The sequence below is a fragment of the Corynebacterium tuscaniense DNF00037 genome (assembly GCF_000759055.1).
In the GTDB taxonomy this organism is placed as follows: Bacteria; Actinomycetota; Actinomycetes; order Mycobacteriales; family Mycobacteriaceae; genus Corynebacterium; species Corynebacterium tuscaniense.
Window position 1 is genome coordinate 1 of the sequence record NZ_JRNG01000065.1, and the last position, 5498, is coordinate 5498.

The window sequence follows — 5498 nt, forward strand, 5'->3', positions numbered from 1 at the left end:
AGTTGTTTATTTGTGTTTTTAGGTCGGCGGTAACTTACTCTCCCACACCCTCCCGGGTGCAGTACCATCAGCGCGGGTGGGCTTAGCTTCCGGGTTCGGAATGGGACCGGGCGTTTCCCCACCGCTATCAACCACCGACACGTCTTTGGGTGTGTCATGGTGACCAGCAATGTGTGGTCGGTTATGTAGTTGAGTGTTTTGTGACATGTGTGTGGTGTGTCAGATACTGCATAGTGGACGCGAGCGGCTTGTGTTACACGTGTGTGTTGGCCGATTTGGTTGTTTGTTGTTTGGTGTATTAGTACCAGTCACCTTCGCACTTTACGGTGCTTCCAGATCTGGCCTATCAACCCAGTCGTCTCCTGGGAACCTATGAAACCTCATCTTGAAACAGGCTTCCCGCTTAGATGCTTTCAGCGGTTATCCCTTCCGTACGTAGCCAACCAGCGATGCTCCTGGCGGAACAACTGGCACACCAGAGGTACGTCCGTCCCGGTCCTCTCGTACTAGGGACAGCTTTTCTCAAGTTTCAACGCGCGCGGCGGATAGAGACCGAACTGTCTCACGACGTTCTGAACCCAGCTCGCGTGCCGCTTTAATGGGCGAACAGCCCAACCCTTGGGACCTACTCCAGCCCCAGGATGCGACGAGCCGACATCGAGGTGCCAAACCATCCCGTCGATATGGACTCTTGGGGAAGATCAGCCTGTTATCCCCGGGGTACCTTTTATCCGTTGAGCGACACCACATCCACAAGTAGGTGCCGGATCACTAGTCCCGACTTTCGTCCCTGCTCGACTAGTCAGTCTCGCAGTCAAGCTCCCTTGTGCACTTACACTCTGATCACCTGATTGCCAACCAGGCTGAGGGAACCTTTGGGCGCCTCCGTTACATTTTGGGAGGCAACCGCCCCAGTTAAACTACCCACCAGGCACTGTCCCCAACCCAGATCATGGGCCAAGGTTAAGACATTCACTACGGTCAGAGTGGTATTTCACTTTGTGACTCCACACCCACTAGCGTGAGCGCTTCACAGTCTCCCACCTATGCTACACAAACCGCAGTAAACACCAATACCAAGCTATAGTGAAGGTCCCGGGGTCTTTTCGTCCTGCCGCGCGTAACGAGCATCTTTACTCGTAGTGCAATTTCACCGGGCCTGTGGTTGAGACAGCAGGGAAGTCGTTACGCCATTCGTGCAGGTCGGAACTTACCCGACAAGGAATTTCGCTACCTTAGGATGGTTATAGTTACCACCGCCGTTTACTGGGGCTTAAATTCTCCGCTTCGACCCAAAAGGGTCTAACAGGTCCTCTTAACCTTCCAGCACCGGGCAGGCGTCAGTCCGTATACATCAACTTAACCGTCTTCGCACGGACCTGTGTTTTTGATAAACAGTCGCTTCCCTCTCTTCTCTGCGACCACAACCAGCTCACCAACGCAAGATTAGATCACCAGTTATGGCCCCCCTTCTCCCGAAGTTACGGGGGCAATTTGCCGAGTTCCTTAACCACAGTTCACCCGACCGCCTGAGTATTTTCTACCTGACTACCTGTGTCGGTTTCGGGTACGGGCCGTACACACACATCGCTAGAGGCTTTTCTCGACAGCACAGGATCACCACCATCACCCCTCAAGGGGCTACGCATCACGCCTGACATATAAAACAGGCCGCATTTGACTAACCTGCATGCTGCACGCTTACACCGCAATCCAATAAACGGCGTGGCTACCACTCTGTGTCACCCCATCACTGAACTACTACGGATCAGGCCCCACGCATCACACCCACCCGGCCAACAAAGTTGACCATGGCAGGAGCTCTGGGTGGTTAGTATCACCGACTCGTTCTGGGTCGCATGTATACGGGTACGGGAATATCAACCCGTTAACCATCGACTACGCCTGTCGGCCTCGCCTTAGGACCCGACTCACCCTGGGAAGACGAACTTGACCCAGGAACCCTTAGTCATCCGGCGGATACGATTCTCACGTATCATTCGTTACTCATGCCTGCATTCTCACTCGCACACAGTCCACGCGCCCTTACGATCACGCTTCACCCCATGCACGACGCTCCCCTACCCAACAAAAACTTGTTGCCGCGGTTTCGGCGGTGTACTTGAGCCCCACTACATTGTCGGCGCGCAACCACTCGACCAGTGAGCTATTACGCACTCTTTCAAGGGTGGCTGCTTCTAAGCCAACCTCCTGGCTGTCTTCGCGATTACACATCCTTTTCCACTTAGCACACCCTTAGGGGCCTTAACCGGCGGTCTGGGCTGTTTCCCTCTCGACTATGAAGCTTATCCCCCACAGTCTCACTGCCGCGCACCATGTAAACCGGCATTCGGAGTTTGGCTGACATTGCTAAGATGATAGTCCCGCTCAACCAACCAGTAGCTCTACCTCCGGCACACTAACGCGACGCTGCACCTAAATGCATTTCGGGGAGAACCAGCTATCACGGAGTTTGATTGGCCTTTCACCCCTACCCACAGCTCATCCCCGCAGTTTTCAACCTACGTGGGTTCGCGCCTCCACAACCTCTTACAGCTGCTTCACACTGGCCATGGGTAGATCACCCCGCTTCGGGTCCAGGACATGCCACTAAAAACACACAATTAGCATTCGCTTTCGCTACGACTACCCCTACCAACGGGTTAACCTCGCGACATGCCGCTGACTCGCAGGCTCATTCTTCAAAAGGCACGCCATCACACACAAGAGGTGCTCTGACGGATTGTAGGCACACAGTTTCAGGAACTATTTCACTCCCCTCCCGGGGTACTTTTCACCATTCCCTCACGGTACTTATCCACTATCGGTCACACTGAGTATTTAGGCTTACCGGGTGGTCCCGGCAGATTCACAGCAGATTCCACGAGCCCGCTGCTACTCGGGGACACAGTCAAGCACACACCACCATGTCTTCACGTACGGGACTCTCACCCACTCCGGTAGACCATCCCAGGCCACTTCCGCTAACACAACAATGCGCACCGGTGCCTGGCAGAACACCACAACCGCACCCCACAACACCGCACACGCAACCCCTGCCAGGTATCACACGCACACGGTTTAGCCTCCTCCACGTTCGCTCGCCGCTACTAGCAGAATCATTCTTATTTTCCTCTCCTGTCGGTACTGAGATGTTTCACTTCCCGACGTCACCTCCCAACCGGCTATGAATTCACCAGCAGGCGACCACACACAACTGTGGCCAGGTTTCCCCATTCGGACACCCTCGGATCAACGCTTTGTTGACAACTCCCCGAGGCATAACGCAGTCTCACACGTCCTTCATCGGCTCAGCATGCCAAGGCATCCACCATGCGCCCTTAAGTAACAAACACAACAACACACACCCCACCACAAAGCAGGGCATGTGCTCGGATACACAACACATACTCACACAAAAAATATTCTTCAAAGAAGAAAGATGCTCGCGTCCACTATACAGTTCTCACACACCACACCCACCACCACCAACCACCACACAAACAGTGATCAGCAAACAGTGAGTCACAAACAGGAACAACCACCCACACACACAAAACCAATCATGCATGCGGGCACCATGTGCTGCCCCAGACACCCAACAGTGCACCAACGACAAAAACAATGCTTGGAATTACAGGTCTGTATCACCTGCCCACTCGACCGGCACCCAGCCAGCCAGGTATGCATCCACCTGGACATTTCACAAAAACAGCAGCAGCACCACATACGGGTACTCAACCACCAATAACCCACAACTGTGGGCACACAATAAAAGCTCCTTAGAAAGGAGGTGATCCAGCCGCACCTTCCGGTACGGCTACCTTGTTACGACTTCGTCCCAATCGCCGATCCCACCTTCGACAGCTCCCTAACACGTTTAGGCCACTGGCTTCGGGTGTTACCAACTTTCATGACGTGACGGGCGGTGTGTACAAGGCCCGGGAACGTATTCACCGCAGCGTTGCTGATCTGCGATTACTAGCGACTCCGACTTCATGGGGTCGAGTTGCAGACCCCAATCCGAACTAAGGCCGGCTTTCAGCGATTCGCATCCCCTCACAGAGTAGCTGCGCGTTGTACCGACCATTGTAGCATGTGTGAAGCCCTGGACATAAGGGGCATGATGATTTGACGTCATCCCCACCTTCCTCCGAGTTAACCCCGGCAGTCTCTCATGAGTCCCCAACCAAATGCTGGCAACATAAGACAAGGGTTGCGCTCGTTGCGGGACTTAACCCAACATCTCACGACACGAGCTGACGACAACCATGCACCACCTGTACACCAGCCACAAGGGAAACTACATCTCTGCAGCGATCCGGTGTATGTCAAGCCCAGGTAAGGTTCTTCGCGTTGCATCGAATTAATCCACATGCTCCGCCGCTTGTGCGGGCCCCCGTCAATTCCTTTGAGTTTTAGCCTTGCGGCCGTACTCCCCAGGCGGGGCGCTTAATGCGTTAGCTACGGCACGAACCCCGTGGAAGGGACTCACACCTAGCGCCCACCGTTTACGGCATGGACTACCAGGGTATCTAATCCTGTTCGCTACCCATGCTTTCGCTCCTCAGCGTCAGTTACTGCCCAGAGACCTGCCTTCGCCATCGGTGTTCCTCCTGATATCTGCGCATTCCACCGCTACACCAGGAATTCCAGTCTCCCCTACAGCACTCAAGTTATGCCCGTATCGCCTGCAACCCCACAGTTAAGCTGCGGTATTACACAAACGACGCGACAAACCACCTACGAGCTCTTTACGCCCAGTAATTCCGGACAACGCTCGCACCCTACGTATTACCGCGGCTGCTGGCACGTAGTTAGCCGGTGCTTCTTATCCAGGTACCGTCACATAACGCTTCGTCCCTGGCGAAAGGAGTTTACAACCCGAAGGCCGTCATCCCCCACGCGGCGTCGCTGCATCAGGCTTGCGCCCATTGTGCAATATTCCCCACTGCTGCCTCCCGTAGGAGTCTGGGCCGTATCTCAGTCCCAATGTGGCCGTACACCCTCTCAGGCCGGCTACCCGTCGACGCCTTGGTAGGCCATTACCCCACCAACAAGCTGATAGGCCGCGAGCTCATCCCACACCGAAAAAACTTTCCACCACCGCCACAACACGATGGTCCTATCCGGTATTAGACCCAGTTTCCCAGGCTTATCCCGAAGTGCAGGGCAGATCACCCACGTGTTACTCACCCGTTCGCCACTCGAGTACCTCTGCAAGCAGAGGCCTTTCCGTTCGACTTGCATGTGTTAAGCACGCCGCCAGCGTTCATCCTGAGCCAGGATCAAACTCTCCACAAAAACACCCACAAACGTGAGCATCAATCAGTAAAAGATTACCGAGCCGTGAAAAGCCCAAAACCCAACCAAAACAAACCACACCAACACCCACAAGACAAAAAGCCCGCAAGCATTGGCCTGGCACATCCAAAAATTACTCAACAAACCAAAAAAGGTTCATCACGTTGCCGCCCCATTCGACGAGGAAAAAAGAC

General features: G+C 54.3%; 3 rRNA genes. All 3 read right to left on the reverse strand.

What is annotated here, in order from left to right:
• Nucleotides 1-21: 21 nt before the first annotated feature.
• Nucleotides 22-139 (reverse strand): 5S ribosomal RNA (gene rrf / locus HMPREF2129_RS10250).
• A 139-nt stretch (nt 140-278) separates the two neighbouring features.
• Nucleotides 279-3355, reverse strand: a 23S ribosomal RNA gene (locus tag HMPREF2129_RS10255).
• A gap of 431 nt (nt 3356-3786) precedes the next feature.
• Nucleotides 3787-5304: ribosomal RNA gene (locus HMPREF2129_RS10260) — 16S ribosomal RNA — on the reverse strand.
• The 16S, 23S and 5S rRNA genes sit together here, the layout of an rRNA operon.
• Nucleotides 5305-5498 lie beyond the last annotated feature (194 nt).